The sequence below is a fragment of the Rhizobium freirei PRF 81 genome, assembly GCF_000359745.1.
Classification (GTDB): Bacteria; Pseudomonadota; Alphaproteobacteria; order Rhizobiales; family Rhizobiaceae; genus Rhizobium; species Rhizobium freirei.
Map to the genome: position 1 here is coordinate 424,716 of NZ_AQHN01000055.1, position 23,142 is coordinate 447,857.

The 23,142-nt window shown below is 60.8% G+C and carries 21 protein-coding genes; 8 read left to right on the forward strand and 13 right to left on the reverse strand.

Annotated elements, in window-relative coordinates; translation table 11 throughout:
• Nucleotides 1–136 precede the first annotated feature (136 nt).
• Nucleotides 137–1,084, reverse strand: coding sequence for a S66 peptidase family protein (locus RHSP_RS11700; protein WP_037151310.1), 948 nt, complete (start codon nucleotides 1,082–1,084; stop codon nucleotides 137–139).
• Between the two features lie 75 nt (nucleotides 1,085–1,159).
• Complete coding sequence (gene glpK, locus RHSP_RS11705; protein ID WP_004116754.1) at nucleotides 1,160–2,656, reverse strand: glycerol kinase GlpK; 1,497 nt, start codon at nucleotides 2,654–2,656, stop codon at nucleotides 1,160–1,162.
• Between the two features lie 228 nt (nucleotides 2,657–2,884).
• Here glpK and RHSP_RS11710 point away from each other — a divergent pair, with 228 nt between their 5' ends.
• The 3 genes from RHSP_RS11710 (at nucleotide 2,885) to xdhB (ending at nucleotide 7,545) form a co-directional block, all read left to right on the forward strand.
• On the forward strand, nucleotides 2,885–3,661 hold the full coding sequence (locus RHSP_RS11710; protein ID WP_037151415.1) for a 3-hydroxybutyrate dehydrogenase: 777 nt from the start codon (nucleotides 2,885–2,887) through the stop codon (nucleotides 3,659–3,661).
• A gap of 71 nt (nucleotides 3,662–3,732) precedes the next feature.
• Nucleotides 3,733–5,202: a xanthine dehydrogenase small subunit gene (gene xdhA, locus RHSP_RS11715; RefSeq protein WP_004116759.1), complete on the forward strand. Its 1,470-nt coding sequence runs from the start codon at nucleotides 3,733–3,735 to the stop codon at nucleotides 5,200–5,202.
• 3 nt (nucleotides 5,203–5,205) lie between these two features.
• Nucleotides 5,206–7,545: a xanthine dehydrogenase molybdopterin binding subunit gene (gene xdhB / locus RHSP_RS11720; RefSeq protein WP_004116760.1), complete on the forward strand. Its 2,340-nt coding sequence runs from the start codon at nucleotides 5,206–5,208 to the stop codon at nucleotides 7,543–7,545.
• Nucleotides 7,546–7,699: 154 nt separating this feature from the next.
• Here xdhB and RHSP_RS11725 read toward each other — a convergent pair whose 3' ends face one another.
• Nucleotides 7,700–7,903 (reverse strand): hypothetical protein, encoded by a 204-nt coding sequence (locus tag RHSP_RS11725; protein ID WP_037151315.1) that lies wholly within the window; start codon nucleotides 7,901–7,903, stop codon nucleotides 7,700–7,702.
• A gap of 102 nt (nucleotides 7,904–8,005) precedes the next feature.
• On the opposite strand from RHSP_RS11725, the gene RHSP_RS11730 reads away from it, so the two are divergent.
• Nucleotides 8,006–8,902 carry a LysR substrate-binding domain-containing protein gene (locus RHSP_RS11730; RefSeq protein WP_004116761.1) on the forward strand — a complete coding sequence of 299 codons (897 nt, stop codon included), beginning with the start codon at nucleotides 8,006–8,008 and terminating at the stop codon, nucleotides 8,900–8,902.
• Between the two features lie 104 nt (nucleotides 8,903–9,006).
• Here the strand turns inward: RHSP_RS11730 and RHSP_RS11735 are convergent, their stop codons facing one another.
• The gene (locus RHSP_RS11735; RefSeq protein WP_004116763.1) at nucleotides 9,007–9,339 is read right to left on the reverse strand and encodes a hypothetical protein; all 333 of its coding nucleotides are present in this window, start codon (nucleotides 9,337–9,339) and stop codon (nucleotides 9,007–9,009) included.
• 215 nt (nucleotides 9,340–9,554) lie between these two features.
• On the opposite strand from RHSP_RS11735, the gene RHSP_RS11740 reads away from it, so the two are divergent.
• From RHSP_RS11740 to RHSP_RS11750, 3 genes are read left to right on the forward strand one after another with little or no spacing between them, the layout of a single operon-like run.
• A complete protein-coding gene (locus RHSP_RS11740; RefSeq protein WP_004116765.1) occupies nucleotides 9,555–10,793 on the forward strand; it encodes a urate hydroxylase PuuD in 1,239 nt (412 codons plus the stop codon).
• Complete coding sequence (guaD, locus tag RHSP_RS11745) at nucleotides 10,790–12,097, forward strand: guanine deaminase (protein ID WP_004116766.1); 1,308 nt, start codon at nucleotides 10,790–10,792, stop codon at nucleotides 12,095–12,097. The genes RHSP_RS11740 and guaD overlap by 4 nt, the downstream gene beginning before the upstream one ends.
• Before the next feature lie 42 nt (nucleotides 12,098–12,139).
• The gene (locus tag RHSP_RS11750) at nucleotides 12,140–13,279 is read left to right on the forward strand and encodes an alpha-hydroxy acid oxidase (protein WP_004116768.1); all 1,140 of its coding nucleotides are present in this window, start codon (nucleotides 12,140–12,142) and stop codon (nucleotides 13,277–13,279) included.
• 49 nt (nucleotides 13,280–13,328) lie between these two features.
• Here RHSP_RS11750 and RHSP_RS11755 read toward each other — a convergent pair whose 3' ends face one another.
• The 8 genes from RHSP_RS11755 to RHSP_RS11790 form a co-directional block, all read right to left on the reverse strand.
• Nucleotides 13,329–14,069 carry a metallophosphoesterase family protein gene (locus RHSP_RS11755; protein ID WP_004116770.1) on the reverse strand — a complete coding sequence of 247 codons (741 nt, stop codon included), beginning with the start codon at nucleotides 14,067–14,069 and terminating at the stop codon, nucleotides 13,329–13,331.
• 3 nt (nucleotides 14,070–14,072) lie between these two features.
• Nucleotides 14,073–14,429 (reverse strand): hydroxyisourate hydrolase, encoded by a 357-nt coding sequence (gene uraH, locus RHSP_RS11760; RefSeq protein ID WP_004116772.1) that lies wholly within the window; start codon nucleotides 14,427–14,429, stop codon nucleotides 14,073–14,075.
• Nucleotides 14,426–14,926: an ureidoglycolate lyase gene (locus RHSP_RS11765; RefSeq protein WP_004116773.1), complete on the reverse strand. Its 501-nt coding sequence runs from the start codon at nucleotides 14,924–14,926 to the stop codon at nucleotides 14,426–14,428. The genes uraH and RHSP_RS11765 overlap by 4 nt, the downstream gene beginning before the upstream one ends.
• A 7-nt stretch (nucleotides 14,927–14,933) precedes the next feature.
• A complete protein-coding gene (locus RHSP_RS11770; protein ID WP_004116792.1) occupies nucleotides 14,934–15,296 on the reverse strand; it encodes a HepT-like ribonuclease domain-containing protein in 363 nt (120 codons plus the stop codon).
• Nucleotides 15,297–15,408: 112 nt separating this feature from the next.
• Nucleotides 15,409–15,906, reverse strand: a complete 498-nt coding sequence (uraD, locus tag RHSP_RS11775; RefSeq protein WP_004116821.1) for a 2-oxo-4-hydroxy-4-carboxy-5-ureidoimidazoline decarboxylase — start codon at nucleotides 15,904–15,906, stop codon at nucleotides 15,409–15,411.
• A 1-nt stretch (nucleotide 15,907) separates the two neighbouring features.
• The gene (gene puuE, locus RHSP_RS11780) at nucleotides 15,908–16,831 is read right to left on the reverse strand and encodes an allantoinase PuuE (RefSeq protein WP_004116825.1); all 924 of its coding nucleotides are present in this window, start codon (nucleotides 16,829–16,831) and stop codon (nucleotides 15,908–15,910) included.
• Between the two features lie 119 nt (nucleotides 16,832–16,950).
• Complete coding sequence (locus RHSP_RS11785; protein WP_004116828.1) at nucleotides 16,951–17,658, reverse strand: DUF1045 domain-containing protein; 708 nt, start codon at nucleotides 17,656–17,658, stop codon at nucleotides 16,951–16,953.
• 105 nt (nucleotides 17,659–17,763) lie between these two features.
• A complete protein-coding gene (locus tag RHSP_RS11790) occupies nucleotides 17,764–18,948 on the reverse strand; it encodes an NAD(P)/FAD-dependent oxidoreductase (protein ID WP_004116836.1) in 1,185 nt (394 codons plus the stop codon).
• Here RHSP_RS11790 and mnmC2 point away from each other — a divergent pair.
• Entirely contained in the window at nucleotides 18,947–19,678 is a 732-nt protein-coding gene (gene mnmC2 / locus RHSP_RS11795; protein WP_004116839.1) for a tRNA (5-methylaminomethyl-2-thiouridine)(34)-methyltransferase MnmC2, read from the forward strand. The two genes, RHSP_RS11790 and mnmC2, sit on opposite strands and share 2 nt — an antisense overlap.
• Here mnmC2 and RHSP_RS11800 read toward each other — a convergent pair.
• Nucleotides 19,675–22,935, reverse strand: a complete 3,261-nt coding sequence (locus RHSP_RS11800) for a response regulator (RefSeq protein ID WP_004116841.1) — start codon at nucleotides 22,933–22,935, stop codon at nucleotides 19,675–19,677. The genes mnmC2 and RHSP_RS11800 overlap by 4 nt on opposite strands.
• Between the last annotated feature and the right edge of the window lie 207 nt (nucleotides 22,936–23,142).

Below are 23,142 nucleotides of genomic sequence, written 5' to 3' on the forward strand. Positions count from 1 at the left end.
GAGACGAAACGCAAAGCTGATGTCCTGTTTCAAAGTTGTCGCTGAGATTTCGAGGAATCGAGCGTTTTCAGTGACGGAGCCCGGTCCCGCTCGTTTTCTCGGAAATATCAAGGTGAAAGTTTCGCAGCCATAGCCTCTAAGTACCGTTTCGCCGGATGCTCAGAGCGCCCGCCTTTGCATCAAGCTCTGCGACCGCCCCCATGAAAACGCTCGCCGGGCTGTTGCCGTGCCCGAGTGGTAGACCGCCAAGTACCGGCACCTCAAGCTCGGCCAGATGTTCGCGCAGGATATCGATGACCGAAAAACGGCGATCGAATTCGAAATCGGTAAACTGGCCGACAGCCACGCCCGCCAAGCCGCTCAAATGTCCCGCCTTGCGCAGCATGGTCATCTGCCGGTCCACTTGGCCACGATACATGCCCACCGCCTCGAGCAGCAGGATCGCGCCATGCAGATCCGGCAGCGCCCAACCGGCACATGTCGCAACCATGTCGAGATTGCCGCCGATCAACCGACCCCGACACTCTCCACTTGTCGTCAAAGCGAAGGTCGGCTCCTCCGGGCGCGAGGCAATGACGATGTCCTCGGCTGTCATCATCGCCCGGTGTAGCAGCTCGCACGTGTAAGCACTGACACCATCGTCATTGGCCCCGGCAAAGAAAGCTCCGTGAATGCTGGCCAATTGGCCGTTCTTCAGAACGCTGAGCAGCAATGCCGTGATGTCGCTGAAGCCGATAACGAACTTGGGGTCGCGTCGGACCGCCTCGAAGTCCAATTGGTCGGCGATGCGATACGAACCTTTGCCGCCGCCTGTGGCGAAGACCGCCCGAACATCGGGATCACGAAACGCGGCGTTGAGATCCGCCAATCGCTCCTCGTCGGTGCCTGCAAGATAATCTCGTTTGCAAAAGGCATGTTCGCCGAAGTCTATGCTTAGTCCCCAGCCTTTCAGGATTTCGGCATGCCTCAAAACCCTATCCCTGTCGGGTGGACTTGCGGGCGAGACGAAACACACCTTATCGCCCGGCCGCAATGGCGGCGGGATCATGATCCGATCCGTGCTGGTCCGACTCAATGATTCCATGCCGAATTTTTGCACGAAATATCAGCCGGCGTCAGCCCGCGTGACGACTGGTCCGATGAAGGATTCCAACGGCCCCTACCCGGCGGTCAATGTCCGCTTCACGGCGTTCTTCCATCCCTTCAGCTTGGCGTTTCGGGTCGTGCCGTCCATGTTCGGTTCAAACCGGCGATCGCGCGCCCAAGCCTTGGCGAAACCTTCGCGATCCGGCCACACGCCGGCTCTGCTGCCTGCCAGCCAGGCGGCCCCGAGTGCCGTGGTTTCCAGGATGGTTGGACGGTCCACGGGCGCATCCAGCAGATCGGCCAGCCGCTGCATCGTCCAGTCAGAGGCGACCATGCCGCCATCGACGCGCAGCACCGTATGCTGGCCGCTGCCGCTGCGCCAATCCTTGTGCATGGCGTCCAGTAGATCCCGCGACTGATAGCAGACGGCCTCCAGCGCCGCCCGGACGATTTCCTCCGGACCTGTATTGCGGGTCAGCCCGAAGATCGCGCCGCGCGCATCGGGATCCCAATAAGGTGCTCCGAGACCGGTAAAGGCCGGGACGAGATAGACCTCCTGAAGCGGATCGGCCTTGGCCGCGAGATCGCCGGAATCGGAAGCGCGCTGGATTGCCTTCAAGCCATCGCGCAGCCACTGCACGGCAGCACCGGCGATGAAGATCGAGCCTTCCAGCGCATAGGTCGTCTCGCCGTTCAGCCGATAGGCGATGGTTGTCAGCAGACGGTTCTTCGAGCGCACCATGTCCGCGCCGGTATTCAGCAGCGCAAAGCAGCCGGTGCCGTAGGTGGATTTCATCATGCCGCGTTCGAAGCAGGCCTGGCCGATCGTCGCCGCCTGCTGGTCGCCGGCAACGCCGAGGATCGGGATTTCGGCGCCGAAATGCCTGGGATCGGTTACGCCGAAATCGGCAGCGCAGTCCTTCACCTCGGGAAGCATCGCAGCGGGCACGCGCAGGATATCCAGCAGCCGCTCGTCCCATTCGTTGCTGGCGATATTATACATCAAAGTCCGAGAGGCATTGGTCGCATCGGTGAGGTAGCTCTTCCCCCCTGTCAGTCGCCAGATCAAAAAAGTGTCGATCGTGCCGAAGCAGAGTTCGCCCTTGGCAGCGCGAGCGCGCGCACCCTTCACATTGGTGAGCAGCCAGGAAAGTTTCGTTCCGGAGAAATAGGGATCCAGCAGCAGGCCGGTGCGACGGGTAAAGAGCGTCTCCAGATCCTGCCGCTTCAGCTTCTCGCAATAGTTTGCCGTACGGCGATCCTGCCAGACGATGGCATTGTGGATCGGCTTGCCGGTCTCGCGATCCCAGACGACGACGGTCTCGCGCTGATTGGTGATACCGAGCCCGGCGATATCCTTGGCGGTAATGCCGGCGGCTTCGATGGCCTTGCGGACGGTGAAGAGAACGGAGGACCAGATTTCCTCCGGATCGTGTTCGACCCAGCTGGGCTTCGGATAATGCTGGGTGAACTCCTTCTGACCGACGCCGGCGACCTTCATCTTGCCGTCGAAAACGATAGCCCGCGTCGACGTCGTCCCCTGGTCGATCGCCAAGACATAACCGCTCATGCATTCCTCCCTGTTTCCTTGGTATCAACAGATACGCGAGCAAAACGAATGTGAAAAGAAAGCGAAACGAAATTTTCCGCAGAAACTCGCTTTCCCGCCCATGCCATGGCGGTCGGCAGCATCGCGAAGGAACCTGACGGCGATACGATTGCCATGTTCGCGGGTTTGGGACTAGGTTCAAATGCTTTTGCATTGCAGCAGGAAGCTGCCCTGTCCAAGGAGAAGATCATGGCAAGAACAGTTGTCGTCACCGGTTCCACGAGCGGTATCGGCCTCGCGATCGCGACGGCCTTCGTCGCCAAGGGTGATAACGTCGTCATCAACGGCTTCGGAAAGCCCGAGGAAATCGATGGGATCAAGAACAAGCTGGAAGCCTCGGGCGGCGGCAAGGTGATCTATCATCCGGCCGACATGACGAAGCCTGCCGAGATCGCCGACATGATCGCAACGGCCAATAACACCTTCGGCAGCGTCGATGTTCTCGTCAACAATGCCGGCATCCAGCACGTCGAGAAGATCGAGGACTTCCCGATCGAGAAGTGGGACCAGATCATCGCGATCAATCTGTCCAGCTCCTTCCACACGATCCGTGCCGCCATTCCACTGATGAAGGCGAAGAAGTACGGCCGCATCATCAACATCGCCTCGGCGCATGGCCTGGTCGCCTCCCCCTTCAAATCCGCCTATGTCGCTGCAAAACATGGTATACTTGGCCTGACCAAGACGGCAGCGCTCGAGCTTGCCGAATTCGGCGTCACGGTGAATGCCATTTGCCCAGGCTACGTCCTGACTCCGCTCGTCGAAAAGCAGATCCCGGACACGGCAAAGGCTCGCGGCATGACCGAGGAGCAGGTCAAGAACGAGGTCATCCTCAAGGCTCAGCCCACGCATGAATTCGTCAAGGCCGAGGAGATCGGCGCCCTGTCGCTTTACCTTGCGAGCGACGAAGCGCGTCAGGTAACCGGCACGCACGTCTCGATTGACGGTGGCTGGACCGCGGAATAACCATATGCGGTTAGGGCCGGATTCGCGCCAGCGCCTCCGGCCCCGACAAACGAAGAATAAACGGGAACGACATGAGCGACAGCATCCGCTTTATCCTCAACGGCGAGGATATCACGCTATCCAGCCTGCGCCCGACCGAGACGCTGCTCGACTTCCTGCGCCTCAAGCGACGCCTGACGGGAACCAAGGAAGGATGCGCGGAAGGCGACTGCGGCGCCTGCACCGTGCTGGTCGGCCGGCTGATCGATGGCGGGCTTCATTATGAGTCGGTCAATGCCTGCATCCGCTTCGTCGGCTCGCTGCATGCAACCCATGTCGTTACCGTCGAACATCTCGCCGCGCAGAACGGCACGCTTCATCCGGTGCAGCAGGCCATGGTCGATTGCCACGGCTCGCAATGCGGTTTCTGTACGCCTGGCTTCGTCATGTCGCTTTACGGCCTCTGGCTGACGACGGAAAAGCCGAGCCGGGCCCAGATCGAGAAGTCGCTGCAGGGCAATCTCTGTCGTTGCACCGGCTACGAGCCGATCATCAAGGCCGCCGAGCAGGTTAGCCAGAAGCGGCCGAGCGCACTCTTCGATCCACTCGAGAGGACGAGGGCCGATATCATCGCCCGCCTGTGGGCGATGCAGGGCGGCGACACCATCGAGATTGCCGAGGGCGAGGATCGCCTCATCGTGCCCGGTTCCGTCTCGGAGCTGGCGCGGATACTTGCCGACGAACCGAATGCGACGGTTGTCGCCGGCTCGACCGATGTCGGGCTCTGGGTCACGAAACAAATGCGCCGGCTCAACCCGGTCGTCTTCATCAACCATTTGACCGAACTGCAGAAGATCTCGGTGGAAGCGAAAGGGCTGACCATCGGCGCCGGCGTCACCTACAGCCGCGCCTTTGCCGTGATCGCCGAAAAGATCCCGGCCATGGCCAACCTCATCGACCGCATCGGCGGCGAGCAGGTGCGCAATATGGGCACCATCGGCGGCAACATCGCCAACGGCTCGCCGATCGGCGACACGCCCCCACCGCTGATCGCGCTTAGCGCAACGGTCAAACTCCGTTCGACGGCAGGCACGCGCAGCCTGCCGCTGGAGGATTTCTTCATCGACTATGGCAAGCAGGATCGCAATCCCGGCGAGTTCGTGGAGAGTATCTTCGTGCCCTATCCCGCCGACGATGCGCGTTTCGCCGTCTACAAAATCTCCAAGCGCCGCGACGAGGATATTTCGGCCGCCTGCGGCGCCTTCCATCTGTCGCTGGACACTGCCGGTAATGTCGCCGATATCCGCATCGCCTTCGGAGGCATGGCCGGCACGCCGAAGCGCGCCCGCAGCGTCGAGGCGGAGCTGATCGGCAAGCCGTGGACGGAGGCAGCCGTCACCGCTGCGCGCGATGCCTTCGACAACGACTACACGCCGCTGACCGACTGGCGCGCCTCGGCCGACTATCGGCAATTGACCGCCAAGAACCTTCTCATCCGCTTCTACCTGGAGACGGCCGGTGCACCGCAGGAACTGAAGCGCTTCGCGACCGCGGAGGCCTGAACCATGGACAAATCCACTTTCGAAGAACACAAGGTCGTCATTAACGGATCGATGCACGGTTCGCTGCGCCATGATTCCGCACATAAGCATGTGACCGGAGCCGCCGATTACATCGACGATATTCCGGAGCCTGCCGGGCTGCTGCACGGCGCGCTCGGCCTTTCCGACCGCGCCCATGCCGAAATCGCTGGCATCGACCTCTCGGCCGTCAGAGCCTATCCGGGCGTCGTCTGGGTGTTCACCGGCATCGACATTCCCGGCGTCAACGACACCAGCTCCAACGGCATGCATGACGAGCCTCTGCTTGCCGAAGCGAAGGTCGAGTTCCATGGCCAGCCGATCTTCGCGGTCATCGCCGAAACGCGCGATGCGGCGCGCCAGGCCGCGCGCCTTGCCAAGATCGATTATCGCGACCTGCCGCATTGGAGCGATATCGACGGGGCGCTCGCCAACGGCGCGCCGCTCGTCTACGAGCCGATGACGCTCAAGCGCGGCGAGCCGGAAGCCGAAATGGCCAACGCCAGGCATCGCATCAAGGCGCAGATGCGCATCGGCGGACAGGAGCATTTCTACCTCGAGAGCCATATCGCCATGGCGATCCCCGGCGAAGACGACGAAGTCGCCGTCTGGTCGTCGACGCAGCATCCGAGCGAAATCCAGCACATCGTCGGCCATGTCCTCGGCATTCCATCCAACGCCGTGACGGTCAATGTGCGCCGCATGGGCGGCGGCTTCGGCGGCAAGGAAACGCAGGGCAACCAGTTTGCGGCGCTCGCCGCCGTCGCCGCCAAGAAGCTCGGCCGCGCCATCAAATTCCGGCCCGACCGCGACGAGGACATGAGCGCCACGGGCAAGCGGCACGACTTCCTGGTGGACTACGAAGTCGGCTTCGACGATGACGGCCGCATCCGCGCGGTCGATGCGACTTATGCCGCTCGCTGCGGCTTCTCATCCGATCTTTCCGGCCCGGTCACCGACCGTGCGCTCTTCCATGCGGATTCCAGCTATTTCTACCCGCATGTACATCTGGTGTCGAAGCCGCTGAAAACGCACACTGTCTCCAACACTGCCTTCCGCGGCTTCGGCGGTCCGCAAGGCATGGTCGGCGGCGAACGCATGATCGAGGAGATCGCCTATGCGCTCGGCAAGGACCCCTTGGAAATCCGCCGCGCCAATTTCTACGGCCAGCCGGGCTCTGGCCGGACGCTGACCCCCTATCACCAGGAAGTCACCGACAACATCATCAACCGCATCGTCGACGAGCTGGAACAGACCTCCGACTACCAGGCACGGCGCAATGCCATCATCGAGTTCAACCGCTCCAGCCGTTTCATCCGCAAGGGCATTGCGCTGACGCCGGTGAAATTCGGCATTTCCTTCACCATGACCGCCTTCAACCAGGCCGGAGCGCTGGTGCATGTCTATCAGGATGGCTCCATCCACCTGAACCATGGCGGCACAGAGATGGGCCAGGGCCTCTACACCAAGGTGGCGCAGGTCTTGGCCGACAGTTTCCAGGTCGATATCGACAGGGTGAAAATCACCGCGACGACGACCGGCAAGGTGCCGAATACTTCGGCGACCGCGGCTTCATCCGGCTCAGACCTGAACGGCATGGCCGCCTTCGATGCCGCCCGGCAAATCAAGGAGCGGCTCGTCGCTTTTGCAGCGGAAAAGTGGGGCGTCGGCACTGAAGACGTACAGTTCCTGCCGAACCGAGTGCGCGTCGGCAATGAGGAAATCCCCTTCCCGGATTTCGTCAAGCAGGCCTATTTCGCCCGCGTCCAGCTCTCGGCTGCCGGCTTCTACAAGACGCCGAAGATCCACTGGGACCGCAAGGCCGGTCGCGGCACGCCCTTCTATTATTTCTCCTATGGCGCCGCCTGCTCGGAAGTGTCGATCGATACGCTGACGGGCGAATATCTGATCGACCGTACCGATATCCTCCACGATGTCGGACGCTCCCTCAATCCAGCGATCGATATCGGCCAGGTCGAAGGCGCCTTCGTGCAGGGCATGGGCTGGCTGACGACCGAAGAGCTCTGGTGGGACGCGAGGGGCCGTCTGCGCACGCATGCGCCCTCCACCTACAAGATCCCGCTTGCCTCCGACCGGCCGAAGATCTTCAACGTGCGTCTGGCGGAATGGTCCGAAAACGCGGAAGCCACCATCGGCCGCTCGAAGGCCGTCGGCGAGCCACCCTTCATGCTCAGCATATCGGTGCTCGAGGCACTTTCGATGGCGGTCGCCAGCGTCGCGGATTACCGCGTCTGCCCGCGCCTCGATGCGCCGGCAACGCCGGAGAGGGTGCTGATGGCGGTCGAGCGGCTCAAGGGAATGTGATGTCCTTTAGAGGACGAACTGGAGATTCGAGTATGCTGCGGCATACTCAAATCATAAAGGTTGCGACCAATCCTTTAAAACCTCACCCATCCGCGCCCTAGCCATCCTCATCGAAATCGGCAATGAAGGAGAAGCATCCAAAGCTCCTTGCCACCTACAGCAGCCGCCTATCGTCATAACGCGGCTCGCGCCCATCCAGAAATCCAAGATCGCGCTTCAGCCGGTCCGGCATCTCGTCAAGATCCAGATTCGGCGATGGCTCGGCACGCTTCGCAAAGACCTGCATCAACGATTCCAGAACCCGTGCCAGAACCGTGGGCCGGGCTACTTCCACCTGCTCCACGACATAGCAATCCATAACGACACCTCAATTAAATCAGCGATATAAATTGCAGTTTGGCGTGAAAAATGCTGAAATTCCAATTGAAGTATCATCTGCATACATAAAGAGAGCTTATTCATGAAGCTGTCCAAACGCTTCCCTCTGAATGCACTTCGCGTCTTCGAGGCTGCCGCCCGGCTCGGCAGCTTTACGCGGGCCGGCGAAGAGCTCGGCATGACGCAGACGGCGGTCAGCTATCAGATCAAGCTTCTGGAAGAGACAACGGGCGAGCCGCTTTTCCTGCGCCGCCCGCGACAGATTCTATTGACGGAAGCGGGAGAACAGCTAGCCCCGAAAGTGGCAGAAGCTTTTGCCATGCTGCAGGACGCCGTGGCCTCGATCAGCGGCGACGCCGAAACGACGCTGCACATCCACTCCACCCCTACATTCGCGTCCCAGTGGCTGGCGCAGCACATCGGCACGTTTCAGCTCAAGCACCCCAAGATTGCCGTTCGCCTCGCCACTTCGGGATCGATCATCGACTTCGCCCGGGAACCGTCCGACATTGCCATCCGTGCCGGGCGCGGAACATGGCCCGGATTGCGCGCACATCTGCTGATGAAGATGCATTTCACGCCCATGCTGAGCCCAGCCCTGGCCGCGACGATCGGCGGCGTGCATGAGCCGACCGACCTCCTCAAGCTGCGCATCATCGATGCCGGCGATCCATGGTGGGTTCAATGGTTTCAGGAAGCCGGCGTACCGGATCCCGGGCTTCAAGGCAGGCCGCGCAGCCGGCTCGGCGCCCAGTCCTTCGAGGCAAGCGCCGCCATAGCGGGCCAGGGAGTGGCCGTGCTAACCCCCGAATTCTACGCGGATGACCTGGCCTCCGGCCGTTTGATCCAGCCCTTCGATCTGCTCTCGACCGACGGCTCCGACTATTGGATCGCCTATCCCGAAAACAGGCGGCACACGCCGCGCATCCGCGCATTCAGGGACTGGATCCTCGGCGAATTCGGCATGCCGCTCGATTAGGGTGATCCCGGGAAAGGGGCGCAACGGTTCCGCGTCCGGAATTGCGTAAAAGCAACGGGACGGAGTGGTTCAAAAATTCGTGAAGAGCCGGACTGCTGCAGCGCTCACTCGGACATATCGGGCGCATAGAAGCAGCGCGGCGTATTCTCGTCCGGAAACAGACAGAGATGATAGGCGCCATCCGGCGAGTGCATCGCTTTCCTCTGCGGCAGGGTGAAGATGTGCTCACGCGTCACGCTGTGATGATCGCCGGGATTGATCGTCACCCGATAGCCGCCTGGGATGATCGTGACCGTGCGCGAGGGGATCATCTGGCAATCCCCGCTCTCACCATCGCCATTGCAACAGTAGGGATCATAAGACCAGCCGGAAGGCGCGTCGTGCGCCATGGCAGAGACTGCGAAAAAAAGAAAGACGAGCGCCAGAATACCACGCATGGGCAATTCTCCGTCGAAAAATAGGCGGCCGCCGCGGACACGGTCCGCTTCCAGCAGCCGACGGCATTTTAGTAAAAACTGCTATAACCTGAGATAATGCGCTCCGGGCGCACGACAAGATCGAAGCTTTCGGTCGGCTCACCAAACTCTCTCCTTCCATCCGACCTCAACATTTTGCAAAGTGCCGAGTCGAAGAACGAAAAAAGGGGACCGGAATGTATGAATACGCCATAGCGTGGGAGTGGCTCGCCTTTGCCGCACGCTGGTTCCACGTCATAACCGCCATTGCCTGGATCGGTTCGTCTTTCTACTTCATCGCGCTCGATCTCGGGCTGGTGAAGCGGCCGCATCTTCCGCCTGGCGCCTATGGCGAGGAATGGCAGGTTCACGGCGGCGGCTTCTATCATATCCAGAAATATCTCGTCGCTCCCGCGCAAATGCCCGAGCATCTGACCTGGTTCAAATATGAGAGCTATTTCACCTGGCTTTCCGGCTTCCTGATGATGTGCATCGTCTATTATGGCGGCGCCAACCTCTTCCTCATCGACCGGCATGTGCTTGACGTCAGCGTTCCCGTCGCGATCATAATTTCGCTGGCGTCGCTCGCCGTCGGCTGGATCATCTACGATCTGCTCTGCAAGTCGCCGCTCAGCAACAATACCTGGGGTCTGATGATCGTGCTCTATGCCGTTCTGGTCTTCATGGCCTGGGGCTACACGCATCTCTTCACCGGCCGCGCCGCTTTCCTGCATCTCGGCGCCTTCACGGCGACGATCATGTCGGCCAACGTCTTCATGATCATCATCCCCAATCAGAAGATCGTCGTCGCAGACCTCATCGCCGGTCGCACCCCCGACCCGAAATACGGCCGCATCGCCAAGCAGCGCTCGCTGCACAACAACTACCTGACGCTGCCCGTCATCTTCTTCATGCTGTCGAACCACTATCCCCTGGCCTTCGGCACGGCCTACAACTGGGTCATCGCAGCGCTGGTCTTCCTGATGGGCGTCACCATCCGCCACTGGTTCAACACGACGCATGCCCGCCAGGGTCGTCCGACCTGGACGTGGATCGTCACGCTCGTCCTCTTCATCGTCATCATATGGCTTTCAACCGTTCCGAAAGTGCTGACCGGCGAAAAAGAAGCCAACGTCGTCTCGCCTGCCTTCCAGCAATTCGCCTCGGACCAGCATTTCCCCGCAGTCAAGCAGATGATCTCGACGCGCTGTTCCATGTGCCACGCGGCAGAACCCGTCTATGAGGGCATTGTCCGCGCGCCGAAGGACGTCAGGCTGGAAAATGACGAAGAAATCGCTATGCATGCCCGGGAAATCTATATCCAGGCCGGGCGCAGCCATGCCATGCCTCCGGGCAACGTCACCGATGTGACGCCCGAGGAGCGCAAATTGCTGGTCGCCTGGTTCGAAAGCTCCATCGGAGAAAAAAGCCAATGACCACCCTTTTGCGCGGCCGCCTGCTTTCCTTCAAGCGCCTGCCGCAAAGCCTCGATGACACCGACAGCTACGTTTACGAAAGCGATGGCGGCCTGCTGATCGAAAACGGCGTGATCGCCGCGATCGGCCCTTACGCTGATATCAAGGCGCAGGCGCCGGCTGACGTCACCGAAATCGATCACCGCCCGCATCTGATCCTGCCCGGCTTCATCGACATGCACCTGCATTTCCCGCAGATGCAGGTCATCGCCTCCTATGCCGCCAACCTCTTGGAATGGCTGAATACCTATACCTTCCCCGAGGAGTGCCGCTTCGTCGAAAGCGCGCATGCTGAGCGTATCGCCACACATTTCTACGACGAGATGATCCGCCACGGCACCACGACGGCCGTCGCCTATTGCTCGGTGCACAAGACCTCCGTCGACGCCTATTTCACTGAGGCCATGCGACGCAACATGCGCATGGTCGGCGGCAAGGTGATGATGGACCGGAATGCGCCGCAGGGTCTGCTGGACACGCCCGAGATGGGTTATGACGAGACCCGGCAGGTGATCGCTGACTGGCACGGCAAGGGCCGCAACCACGTCGCCATCACGCCGCGCTTCGCCATCACCTCCACGCCAGCGCAGATGGAAGCGACCGCGGCCCTCGCCCGCGAATTCCCGGATCTGCATATTCAGACGCATCTTTCGGAAAACCACGACGAGATCGCCTTCACCTGCGAACTCTATCCGGAAGCAATCGACTACACCGATATCTATGCGCGCTACGGGCTGCTTGGCCCCAAGAGCCTGTTCGGTCATGCGATCCATCTTTCCGAGCGCGAAGCCGACGCCATGAGCGAAGCTGGCTCCGTCGCGGTGCATTGCCCGACCTCGAACCTGTTTCTCGGCTCCGGCCTCTTCCCGCTCAAGGCGCTGGCACGCCGCGAAAAGCCCGTCCGCATCGGCGTCGCCACCGATATCGGCGGTGGCTCCAGCTATTCCATGCTGCGCACCATGGATGAGGCCTACAAGATCCAGCAGTTGCTCGGCGAGCGCCTGAACCCGCTGGAAAGCTATTACTACATGACGCGCGGCAACGCGGAATCCCTCTCCCTGGTCGACAAGATCGGCACGCTCGATGCCGGCACCGAAGCCGATCTCATCGTCCTCAACGCCGCGGCAACGCCGGCCATGGCGCTGAAGATGGAAGTGACAAAGAGCCTCACCGAGGAGCTGTTCCTGTTGCAAACCATGGGCGACGACCGCGCCGTCGTCGAAACCTATGTCGCCGGAAAGCCGATGAAATCGATCCTGCAATAGGGATCGCAACCTAAGCAACACAATCCGAGAAAGCAAAGAGCCATGACCGCGCCGCTGACCATCGCCGAATTGAAGACGCTTGCGCAGCGGCGCGTGCCGAAAATGTTCTTCCAATATGCCGATTCCGGTTCCTGGACCGAGTCGACCTACCGGGCGAACGAGGCTGACTTCGCCAAGATCAAGCTGCGCCAGCGCGTCCTCGTCGACATGTCCGACCGGTCGCTCGCCACCACCATGGTTGGCCAGAAGGCCTCCATGCCGGTGGCGTTGGCGCCGACCGGCCTCACCGGCATGCAGCATGCCGATGGCGAGATGCTGGCGGCACGGGCAGCCGAGGAATTCGGCATTCCCTTCACCTTGTCGACCATGAGCATCTGCTCGATCGAGGACATTGCTTCGGTCACGAAGCAGCCCTTCTGGTTCCAGCTCTATGTCATGAAGGACCGCGATTTCGTCCTCAACCTGATCCAGCGCGCCAAGGCGGCAAAATGCTCGGCGCTGGTGCTGACGGCCGACCTGCAGATCCTCGGTCAGCGCCACAACGACATCCGCAACGGGCTTTCCGCGCCACCGAAAATGACGGTGAAGAACCTGTGGCAGATGGCAACACGGCCAGGCTGGTGCATGAACATGCTGAAGACCAAGCGTCATTCCTTCGGCAATATCATCGGTCATGCCAAGGATATTTCCGACATGACGACGCTGTCGCACTGGACGCATTCGCAGTTCGACACCAAGCTTTCCTGGAACGATGTCAGCTGGATCAAGGAGCAATGGGGCGGCCCGCTGATCATCAAGGGCATTCTCGATGTCGAGGACGCGAAGGCGGCCGTCGATACCGGCGCCGACGCCATCATCGTCTCGAACCATGGTGGCCGGCAGCTCGACGGCGCCCTTTCCTCCATCAGCATGTTGCCTCGGATCGTCGATGCCGTCGGCGACAGGACCGAGGTGCATATGGATGGCGGCATCCGCTCCGGTCAGGATGTGCTCAAGGCGGTGGCACTCGGTGCGAAGGGCACCTTCATCGGTCGCCCCTTCCTCTATGGCCTCGGCGCCATGGGCAAGGAAGGCGTCACGCTGGCGCTGGAGATCATCCGCAAAGAGCTGGATATCTCCATGGCGCTCTGCGGCAAGAGGGATATCAAGACTGTGGATCGGTCGATCCTGGCTGATCTTTGAAGCGCATGTCGATGCCGCAAAACCGCTGCACACTTTTGCGCGACATGCTCTACCGCAGCCATCCCGTCGCCAGGCCGCTCGCCCACTCCGCGCGACCATTCTCTACCGCGAGCTTTGCCATCGCCATGTGATCATAGGCGACCTGCCGGAACACAGGCAGCCAAGTCTCACCCTTCTTTTCAAGAATGGCGTAGGAGGCGAAGGGATGGCCGGCTTCCACCTTGTGATAGTGGGGCAGATCGTCGTCGTAGGCGGGGCAACCGACACTGCCGGGGTTGACGATCAAACGACCGTCGGAAAGCCTGACAATACGGGGAATATGCGTGTGTCCGCACAGGATCAGCGGAAAATCGATGCCTGCGGCCAGCGCCTCGATATCTTCGATCGGCTTTTGAAAGACATGGCCATCCGCCGAGACGGATTGCAGCCAATAGACGTTATCGGCAGCCGGCGTGGCATGACAGAGATAGGCGGCGTCCCGGTAGACGGCGCTAAAGGGCAAGCCGCGCAGCCAATCGAGATGGCGCTCGGTCAGTTGTGCATAGGCCACCTTGTCGGAGGGGTGCATCGCTTCCGGCGCCTGTTCGATCAGATACCGGTCGTGATTGCCGCGCACGGTCAGTGCATTCAGCGCCAGCAGCATATCCGCCGTCTTACCAGAGGTCAGCGGACCGCTGAAGCAATCGCCCAGGTTGACGATATCGGTAATGCCCTGTGCACGGATGTCCTCCAGCACTGCTTCGAGCGCCAGATGATTGCCGTGGACATCCGCAATGGCAGCGAAACGCACGCCTCAGCTCCCGCGGTAGGTTGAATAGCCGTAGGGCGAAATCAGCAGCGGCACATGATAATGCGCCGTCGTATCGGCAATGCCGAAACGGATCGGCACGAGGTCGAGAAAGGCGGGCTCGGCCAGCTTCGCACCGCTCGCACGCAGATAGTCGCCCGCGCGGAACAGCAGCTCGTAGGTGCCGGCGACAAAGCTGTCGCCGATGAGAATGGGACCGCCATCCACACGCCCGTCGGAATTGGTCACGACCGTCTTCAGATGGGTGCGGGCATCGCCCTCGATCCTGAAAAGATCGATGGTCAGGCCTTCTGCCGGCTTGCCGAGAGCGGTGTCGAGCACATGGGTGGTCAGTCCGGTCATAGCGTTGGCGCTCCGATGGTGAAGGGCGTATCGAAGAAATACTCCTCGAGATTGTTTCCTGGCCCGTCGCGATCGACGACGAGGAAATCGCTCGGCTCGCCAAGTGCCATCAGCGGATAATGCCAGGCATTGACGCGGTAGTTCACGCCCTGATCGCCCCGCGCCTGAAAGGCCTGCGGCCTGCCGGGCTTGCCGTCCTCATCCTGCGAGACGACGACGAGAAACGGCCGGCCGTTCAGCGGGATGAAACATTGGCTGCCGAACGGGTGGCGCTCCATCATCTCGATCGTGAAAGGAAAGGCCCGCGGCTGACCGCGAAAGATGTTCAGGATAACCCGAGCGCCCTCGCCAATGGCTTCGGCGCTGGAGAGCGCGTGGAAGCGTTCGGTCGTTCCGCCATTGATGAAGCGCATCGTTGCCGGATCGGCCTCGATCACATCGCCGAACGGTGCGAATGCGGCCTTTGTCAAAGGTTTGATGTCTAGATGCCGTGTCATTGAATGATTATTCGCCTTCCGCTCGCCAGTGGCGAATGGAGTCCAGTTGCAGGAGCAACCCAGGAAGAGATTTGTGGGCGAGATCCCAAAGGGCCGTCAACTCGATGTCGAAATACCCTTGCGCAATCCGATTCCTGAAGTCGCGCATCACATGCCAAGGTAGATCCGGATGGTCAACGACAAACTCCGGATATTCCTCCGCAATGCGCGCCGCCGCCTCTGCGATGACAAGCAGATTCATGCCGACAGCACGCTGCCTTTCGACCGCGCCGAAAAACGCATCCCTATCCATCCCTTGCAGAAACCGACCGATTTCAGATCCGGCCCGCTGCATATGATCAAGATGGGTAATCAGCCGATCCAGGCTCATGTCACGAGACTCCTCTCCAGCCAATCCTTAAGCCATGAGCGAAGTGAATGACAGCGCGCCATTATCGCCGAAGCGCCTGCGTCGAGATTTGAGGTGAAACACCGTCCGCATATCAGCTCTCCGGAAGCATGGATTGCAGGCGCAGCAGAGCGATCTTCTCCACCTGCGCCGTTGCCGTAGCAAACTCGGCGTCGCGATCGTTGCCGATCCGCGTCTCGAAAGCGGCAAGGATATCGTCCTTGCCGAGACCCTTGACCGCAATGATGAACGGAAAGCCGAACTTGGTCACATAGGCGCTGTTTAGCTCGGTGAAGCGGGCGTGCTCCGCCGGGCTCAGCCGGTCGAGCCCGGCGCCAGCCTGCTCCTTGCGGCTATCCTCGGTAAGCTCGCCGGCAATAGCCAACCGGCCGGCGAGATCGGGGTGAGCCCGCAGGACGGCAAGCCGCTCGTCGGCACTCGCCGCACGGAAAACCTGCACCAGGGCGCCGTGCACGCCGCCAGAGGTCAACGGCTCCGCGATGGCGCCGGCGTCATAGGCACGCTCGGCGATGAAGGGAGAATGTTCGAAAACGCCGCCGAAGCGGCTCACAAGGTCATCGCGCGAGATCATCTCAACGTCCGCTCGCCGGAAGATGATGTTCGTGCCAATGCTTGGCGATCTCAATACGCCGGGGAACCCAGACCTTGTCGTGCTTCAGCACGTATTCGATAAAGCGGCGCAGGGCCGCGGCACGGCCGGGACGGCCGACAAGGCGGCAATGCAGGCCCACAGACATCATCTTCGGGCTGCCCTCTTTGCCTTCTTCGTAAAGCGTATCGAACGCGTCCTTGAGATAGGTGAAGAACTGGTCGCCGGAGTTGAAGCCCTGCGGCGTGGCAAAGCGCATGTCGTTGGTTTCGAGCGTATACGGAATAATCAGGAACGGCTTGCCGTTCAGACCGTCGACCCAGAAAGGCAAGTCATCGGCATAAGAATCGGAGGAATAGAGGAAGCCACCCTCCTCCATGACGAGCCGCAGCGTATTGTCGGATGGCTTGCCCTGATACATGCCGTAGGGCCGCTCGCCGGTCAGTTCGGTGTGCAGCCGCACAGCCTCTTGGATGTGCTTGCGCTCGAGATCTTCGGAAAAATCCTTGTATTCCAGCCAGCGGTAGCCGTGGCTGGCAATTTCCCAGCCGGCTTCCTTCATCGCGGCAACCGCTTCCGGATTGCGCGCCATGGCAAGCGTCACACCATAGACCGTCGCCTGAACCTTGAGTTCGGTAAACATGCGCCAGAGCCGCCAGAAACCAGCACGCGAGCCATATTCGTAGATCGACTCCATGTTGAGGTTACGCTGGTTCGGCCAGGATGCCGCACCAATGATCTCGGACAACAGGTTTTCCGAGCCCGGATCGCCGTCGAGAATGCAGCTTTCCCCGCCCTCTTCATAATTGATCACGAACTGCACCGCGACGCGGGCATCGCCGGGCCATTTTGGGTCGGGAGTGTTGCGGCCATAGCCGATGAGATTGCGGGCGTAGTTTTCCGACATTGAAGCACCTTCTTGAACAAGCAGAACGGTAGCATCCATGCGGCGAAAGTCGAGACGGAAAGTGGGAAAATCACTTTCTCTTCAATGGCAAGCCGGCAGGGCGAATAGCACCTGCCAACCTAGGCAATCTTACGGGCGCTCACCTTGCCCATCGGATGCAGGGAGTGCACCCGGAAGGGGCCGCCGGAGCCCTCTTCCATCATCAAGGCGATGTTGGAAACGGGGATCGGCGCGGCAAGTGCGGGCTCGAAGAAATCGCGCAACGCCCGTTCGATGCGCGGAATGTCGCCGGGGCTGACCGTGCCGGTCAGCATCATCTGAAAGCGGAATTCGTCCATCACATGCGGATGGCCCCAACGGTGCAGATTGGCGAATTGCGTCGCCGAGAGACCGTCCGGATCGATACGCTCGATCTCTGCCTCGGTCAGCGGCGCACGATAGAGGTCGAAAGCCTGGACCAAGGAGGCAGCGAGAAAATGCATCTTCTGACTGGGTTCGGACGGAACGAGGCCGAGAGCGCTGCCGAGCCGCGCAACTTCCAACCGCGGAATCTCGAACGGTGCGACCGAGCCGGAAAAACGCATGAGGTCGCGCAGCAAAGAGGCCTCGGACATGTCTTCCGCCAGCCTGAACGGCGCCTTCAGCAGGCCCATGAAACCATAGCGGCGGGGAACGGCGGTATAAAAGGCGATCTCATGGATCCCCAGCCCGCGGATGGCCGGCGGGTCGACCATCTCGCCGGAATAGACGTTGCGGCCCAGCCAATTTGCGGCCGCAAGCGTCAGCGGATCGCTCGCAGACGGCGTGAAGCAAATGGCGTAGCGCATAAAATCTCCTCCAAAGCGCGACAGTCCGGCTGACCAAACCGGGTTCAGACGGCCAAGGAGATAGGTGATTTGCGTGACAAATTGACGACCCGAAAGGGCGTATATTCACGTTTTATGTGATACGACGGCAATATGACTTGCCAAGGTGAATGACTGCGGCAACTTGAAGCAACACGGCATATTTGCGGCCTCGCACACGGCCGCTTCTGCCAGCCGATGCGCCAATCCAAAGCTCACTTTGAAGCCGCCGGTCAGGGCGATCAGCGACGGATGGTCGGGATGAGCACCCACCATCGGGTCGCGATCGACCGCCTTCGGTCGCAACCCGGCCCAGCGTTCGACCACTTCCGCTCCAGCCAAAACCGGCGCCATTGCGCGGGCTGCGGCGAGCAAATCGCCCAACTGACCGTCGGTGGCTAACGGGTCTTCGAAGCGATTCTCGCTGGTGCTGCCGACCGCGACCAGCCCGCCCTCATGCGGAACGATATAGAGCCCGTCGCGAAAGATGACCGGGAGAGCTTCGTCGATATCAGCCTTCAAGAGCGCAGCCTGCCCCTTGACCGGTTGCCCCAGGGTGGATTTGCGGTCGCGCGTCAATCCGTCCAGGATCGGGAAGGACTTGTAACCGGCCGCCAGAATGCAGCGGCCGAAGCGGATATCCTCTCCATTCGTGACAGCAACACCGCCGTCCGGATCGATCCGATCAATGCTGAGGCCTTCAACAAGCCGCACATGTCTGGCGGTTGCAAGAAATCTCTGAAGCACGTTCAGCAGGGCACGCGGGGCGACGCGCGCCGCCAGCGTATCGAAGACGAAGCCGTTCTCGCCGGCGGCCGGATCGATCCAGCCGGAAACGGGAGCGGCATCCAGCACCTGCCAGTGAAATTCGCGCCCACCCTGACGCCAATGGGTTTCGGCATCCCGCGCGTGACCAAGCGCGATCTGCCGCAGGTGCGGCTTCGGCAGCGGGATCAGGCGGCCGGCGCGACGATAGCATGCGGAAAGCCCGGTCACCGCTTCGAGCGCGGCGATCTCCTCCTCCAGAGACACAAGCGCATCGAACTGAAACTGCTTCTTTTCCGACCACTTGTCCGGCATATGCGGCATCAAGGCCCCGAGCAGGCCGCCGCTCGCCCCCCGCCCGAAGCCGTCGGCATCAACCAGCAGCGTTTGAATGCCAAGACGCTCGGCATGGACGGCCGCCCATAAGCCCATGATGCCGCCGCCGACGATCAGCAGATCGACGGACGATTGACCAGCAGGTCCTGGAGGATTATCGGCTCTTTCCATGACAGATCCAGTTTCCGATCGGACGCAGGCGTCCGAAACCAACGCGGCAAGCCCGGAGCTCGAATGGCGCGACGGCGATATGCCCTATTCGCCGGCTTTTGGCGACCATTTTTATTGCCAGACCGATGGCCGGTTGGAATGCGGCCATGTCTTCCTCGCCGGCAACGGTTTGCCCGCACGCTGGGAACAACAACGGCATTTCCTCATCGGCGAGCTTGGCTTCGGCACCGGCCTGAATTTCTGCGAGACATGGCGCCGGTGGCGGCCGCAGGCGACGCCGGGCTCGGAACTGCACTTCATGTCCTTCGAGCTCTACCCGATGCGCGCCGAAGAGATCGATCGCGCCCTGTCACACTGGCCCGAGATCGACGGTGAACGCCAGGCTCTCGTCGCCGCCTGGCCAGCTGATCCGCAAGGCGTGGTATCTCTGAGGCTCGACGCCCACACGCGACTGACCGTCGTCTGCGGCCCAGCGCTGGAAGGCGTGCGCAAGGCGCAGCCGGGCTTCGACGCCTGGTATCTCGATGGTTTCGCCCCGTCGCGCAATGCCGACATGTGGTCGCTGGAGCTGATGCAGACACTTTGCGACAAGACGGTTGCGAACGGCACCTTCGCCACCTATGCGGCCGCCGGCTTCGTGCGCCGCAATCTGCAGGCGGCAGGATTTGCCGTCGAACGGCGGCAGGGCTTCGCCGGCAAACGGGAAATGCTCTGCGGCGTCAAGGCCTAGTTGTTGGAGCGATCGGCTTTCATAGCTCCAGCGTCAAGCCAGTGCTGGATCTTTCCTTCGAGAAGCTCGGGACTGATCGGCTTCGAGAGGCAATCGTCCATGCCCGCCTCCATGCACATTACGCGATCTACCTCCAGCGCCTGTGCCGTCACGCCGATGATCGGCACATGCCAGCCATGGCCGGCCTGTGCCTCGAACTGACGGATCATCCGCGTTGCCTGGTGACCGTTCATGACCGGCATGGAAACATCCATCAGGATCAACGACGGCCGCAACTGGCGCCACGCGTCCACCGCCGCCTGACCATTTTCCACGACAAGGAAGCGCAGCTTCGTGGCTTGCAGGATCTGCGTGAAGACGATCTGGTTCACCTCGTTGTCTTCGGCCACGAGAACGTCGATGGTGTTGCCGGGTCTTGCCGAAGTCATCTGCTCGGTGGTCTGGATCGCCGCGGCGGCTTCGACGTCTATCGGCAGGCGCCGGGCAGCGGGGCTAGGCTGCCTGCTCGCCCTTCGACGCCTCGACGTGCGGACGATGTCGATGATCGTATTGCGCAGCACATTGGCGCGCACCGGCTTCATCAAATGCAGCTGGCCGTTGACGGCGGTGAATTCCTTTTCGGAACCGGCTGTCCCCATCGATGTCAGAAACATGACCGGCAGCGCATCGAAGCGGGGATCGGCACGAACTGCACGCGCGACCTCATGGCCGTTCGTGTCGCATATATTGCAGTCGACAACCATGGCATCGACAGGCACGCCCATATCGAAAGCGGCATTCAAAATGGCAAGCGCCGTGCTGCCATCTTCGGCGGCGTAGCCGTCGAAGCCCCATTGTCCGAGCTGTTCGGTCAAGATTCGCCGGTGGATCTCGTGACCCTCGACGATCAGGATACCCGCGCCTTTGACATCGGCCGGCAGATCCGGAGGCCTGCCTCGCTCGGCGACCAGCGGCATGGGCAAATGAACCGTGAAAACAGACCCCTTGCCCCATTTGCTTTCGACCGACAACGAACCACCGAAAAGATCGACCAGGCCGGCCGTGATGGCGAGCCCGAGACCGGAGCCTTCGAGACGCCGCGCAAAGGACGAATCCGCGAGCGAGAATTTATCGAAGATGGTAGAGAGCTTCTCGTCTGGAATACCGATGCCTGTGTCTTCGACACGCAGCATCAAGAGCAAATCTTCGCCGGCTTCCGCCTGGCTATCCAGCTCGACAAGGACGTGACCGCGCTCGGTAAACTTGATCGCGTTGCCGACAAGATTGGTCACGATCTGCCGGAAGCGCCCGGCATCGCCAAGTATTGCCGCCGGCACACCGGGCGCGGCACGCACGATCAGCTCAATATTCTTTTCCGATGCGGCAGCAGCCAGCAGCGCCGCGATATCCTCGAGCGCCTCTATCGGGTCGAATGCCATCTTGCGCAGATGCATCTCACCGGTATCGATCCGCGAGAAATCGAGAATATCGTTGATGATGGTCAAAAGCGCATTGCTGGATTTGACGATGATATCGACGAAGGTCTTTTGCCGCGCGTCGAGACCGGTCTTGGCAAGCAATTCCGCCATGCCAAGAACTCCGTTCATCGGCGTGCGGATTTCATGGCTCATATGGGTAAGAAATTCGGATTTGGCCCGATCCGCCGCGCTGCTGCGAGCCAGCAGAAGCTGCAGATCGGCCTCGCGCTCCTTCATTTCGGTGACATCGGTCAGCACCACGGTCCAGCGGCGATGCCCGCCGATCGCCGCGTCGAGTTGTATCCAGCGATCACCGACGACCTGGAACACATAGTAGATCGGCTTACCTGCCTTGACGCTTTCGCCCCAGGACTGCCGTACCGACTCCGGATCGTCACCAAAATCGCCGCGTGCCGCGCAATAATTGAAAGCGGCGGACCATTTCTTGCCGGCCTCCACGAGCTCCGCAGGCAGATTCAGCATATGCCGCAGCGTGTCGTTTGCCAGGATAATCGTGCCGTCCTGAACGATCACCATACCCTGCGACATCGCCTGCATCGCATCGGAAACGAGCTCGCCGAGGCGTTCCAGCGCCAGCCGAGTCTCGGTAATTTCCTGCGACTGTTGCTTCACCGAGGAGATGTCGGTGTAGGTCATCAACGTACGACCATTGGAAATTCGGCGCGCATCGATAATGACGGATTTGCCGTCGGCAAAATCCACTTCCGTCTGCAGGTGCGACCCAGCCTTACGCATGGCTGCCAAACGCGCCTGATAGATATCTTCGACGCTCTGATTTTCGGGGCCAAAACGCTCCAGCGCGAAGTGCCTGGCGATGAGATCGCGATAGGGCTGCCCCTCGAAACGCACGTCCTTGGAGAACTCCCAGATTTCGTACCAAGCGTCGTTGACGTATTCGACCATGTAGTCGCTGTCATGGATCAGAACCCCGATCGGCATCGAACGGAGAATATTGTCGAGATCGTGGTGCAACGCCTCTGCACGCGCCTGCGCGTCGATGATTTGCATTTCTCGCTGTTTCAGCGCCGAGATGTCGGTGACGGAGCCGATCGTGTAATGGCTTCCGTCGGCCGTTGTCCCCCGGTTGAGGCGGATCTTCACCGGCCGCCTCACCTGCTGCCGGTCGACCATCTCGCTTTCGAATTCCTGCCCGCGCCCTTCCCTTAAGGCAGCCTCGTTTGCGGCAAAGAAATCATCGGCCCCGACGTCGAACATCTCATGCTCGGTCTTGCCGAGCATTTCGGCACGATCGAGCCCGGTGATATCGGCATGGGCGGGATTGGAATAGATCAGCCGATGATCCGCGCCGCGCACGAAGGTCGCAACCGGCAGATCCTCTAGAACGGTACGGAAGAAGCTAGCCTGATCGACATTGGTCCGAGCTTGGCCGGGACCTGGGCCGGGACCGGGGACGGAACCGGAGGCGGCCGGCGCATCGAGAAACATGCCGAAGATATAGACGCGATCTTCAGAGGGAGAAAAGCTCTCGATCTGTATGCGTGCCCGCTGGCGGCCGGTAGGGTCGAAGCATAGTGCCGTCTCCTCCGAAGAGAAGACAAGGGCGCGGCGCTCTTTGTCTTCCCTCTCGGCGCTCTCGCCCTCATCGAGGAGATCGTGACTGCGGTTGCCGATGAAATCGGAGATATCATGCCCGAAAAAGCGCGCATAAGCTTCGTTGACGGCGACGTAGCGCAGCTCGCTGTTCTTGATGTAGGCCGACCTGTCCAGATTGGCGATCCGGCGGCATGCTATGTCAAGCAGTTCACCGTCTAAGGTCAAGCGGAGCCTCTCTTCTCACCACGTATGATAGTCCATAAAGCGATGCTCTATCACAGATCGTTTTAACAAGGCGTTAACCATGTTCGTCCCGCGGGCGAGGCGGCGCTTGACCCACGCATCAGGGAAGCACGCGCCTCCCGATGCCTGCGCCGCCGGACGCTAGGAAGGAGTTAACACGAGCGCCGGCTCCCGGAGTGAAATCGGAAC

Coding starts and splice junctions, on each gene's coding strand:
- xdhB (WP_004116760.1), top strand. CDS start 5,206: ATGGACAAATCCACTTTCGAAGAACACAAGGTCGTCATTAACGGATCG.
- RHSP_RS11790 (WP_004116836.1), bottom strand. CDS start 18,948: ATGGAAAGAGCCGATAATCCTCCAGGACCTGCTGGTCAATCGTCCGTC.
- xdhA (WP_004116759.1), top strand. CDS start 3,733: ATGAGCGACAGCATCCGCTTTATCCTCAACGGCGAGGATATCACGCTA.
- mnmC2 (WP_004116839.1), top strand. CDS start 18,947: ATGACAGATCCAGTTTCCGATCGGACGCAGGCGTCCGAAACCAACGCG.
- uraH (WP_004116772.1), bottom strand. CDS start 14,429: ATGACCGGACTGACCACCCATGTGCTCGACACCGCTCTCGGCAAGCCG.
- RHSP_RS11725 (WP_037151315.1), bottom strand. CDS start 7,903: ATGGATTGCTATGTCGTGGAGCAGGTGGAAGTAGCCCGGCCCACGGTT.
- RHSP_RS11700 (WP_037151310.1), bottom strand. CDS start 1,084: ATGGAATCATTGAGTCGGACCAGCACGGATCGGATCATGATCCCGCCG.
- RHSP_RS11735 (WP_004116763.1), bottom strand. CDS start 9,339: ATGCGTGGTATTCTGGCGCTCGTCTTTCTTTTTTTCGCAGTCTCTGCC.
- guaD (WP_004116766.1), top strand. CDS start 10,790: ATGACCACCCTTTTGCGCGGCCGCCTGCTTTCCTTCAAGCGCCTGCCG.
- uraD (WP_004116821.1), bottom strand. CDS start 15,906: ATGATCTCGCGCGATGACCTTGTGAGCCGCTTCGGCGGCGTTTTCGAA.
- RHSP_RS11750 (WP_004116768.1), top strand. CDS start 12,140: ATGACCGCGCCGCTGACCATCGCCGAATTGAAGACGCTTGCGCAGCGG.
- RHSP_RS11770 (WP_004116792.1), bottom strand. CDS start 15,296: ATGAGCCTGGATCGGCTGATTACCCATCTTGATCATATGCAGCGGGCC.
- RHSP_RS11740 (WP_004116765.1), top strand. CDS start 9,555: ATGTATGAATACGCCATAGCGTGGGAGTGGCTCGCCTTTGCCGCACGC.
- RHSP_RS11765 (WP_004116773.1), bottom strand. CDS start 14,926: ATGACACGGCATCTAGACATCAAACCTTTGACAAAGGCCGCATTCGCA.
- RHSP_RS11730 (WP_004116761.1), top strand. CDS start 8,006: ATGAAGCTGTCCAAACGCTTCCCTCTGAATGCACTTCGCGTCTTCGAG.
- RHSP_RS11710 (WP_037151415.1), top strand. CDS start 2,885: ATGGCAAGAACAGTTGTCGTCACCGGTTCCACGAGCGGTATCGGCCTC.
- glpK (WP_004116754.1), bottom strand. CDS start 2,656: ATGAGCGGTTATGTCTTGGCGATCGACCAGGGGACGACGTCGACGCGG.
- RHSP_RS11785 (WP_004116828.1), bottom strand. CDS start 17,658: ATGCGCTACGCCATTTGCTTCACGCCGTCTGCGAGCGATCCGCTGACG.
- puuE (WP_004116825.1), bottom strand. CDS start 16,831: ATGTCGGAAAACTACGCCCGCAATCTCATCGGCTATGGCCGCAACACT.